Origin of the sequence: Poseidonocella sp. HB161398 (assembly GCF_005870025.1) — a bacterium.
Lineage (GTDB): Bacteria > Pseudomonadota > Alphaproteobacteria > Rhodobacterales > Rhodobacteraceae > Mangrovicoccus.
Map to the genome: position 1 here is coordinate 1 of NZ_VATA01000290.1, position 574 is coordinate 574.

1 pseudogene is annotated in these 574 nt (G+C 68.5%); it reads right to left on the bottom strand.

Annotated elements, in window-relative coordinates:
* Positions 1-51 precede the first annotated feature (51 nt).
* Positions 52-574: pseudogene (locus tag FGX59_RS37300) on the bottom strand (hypothetical protein); the annotation flags it as partial.

The following is a 574-nucleotide window of genomic DNA, read 5'->3' on the forward strand; positions in this document are numbered from 1 at the left end:
GAAAATGGGGCCGGGACGCGAACACGCCCCGGGCCGTTTCCGTGTCGGGGATCAGGGCTGAGTCCGGAAGGCCTGCACGGTTTCCCAGGCCACGGTCTGCAGTGCCCGGGCCGTTTCGGTCGCCATGTCGGAGCCAAGCGGCACCGCGCCACCCACCGGGCTCTGGTTGTAGAGCGTCGCGAAGAAGACGCAGGCGGCCAGATAGGTGCCCTCCAGCGAGGGATGCTTGCCATCCACGTAGTAGAGGTCGATCCCGGGCTGCTCCGTCCGGGCGCGGGCAAAGGCGAGGCCCACCGGGGCGACGTAGCCTCCCGTCTTCTGCGCGATGTCGACATAGGCCCTGGCCAGCGCCCCGGTCTCTTCGGGCTCGGCCTCGGGCGCCCAGGTCATGAAGTAGACCACGCGGGAGCCGGCCTTCTGGGCGATCTTCGCCATCTCGGCGGCGGCGGTTTCGAAGGAGGCGCGGGTTTCCTCGTTCTCCGAGATCGGGGCGGTGGAGTTGCCCTGGAACACCACCGCATCCCAGTGCTTCAGCCCGTTCTGGAACTTCAGGTTCGGCAGCTGCCAGGCCAGG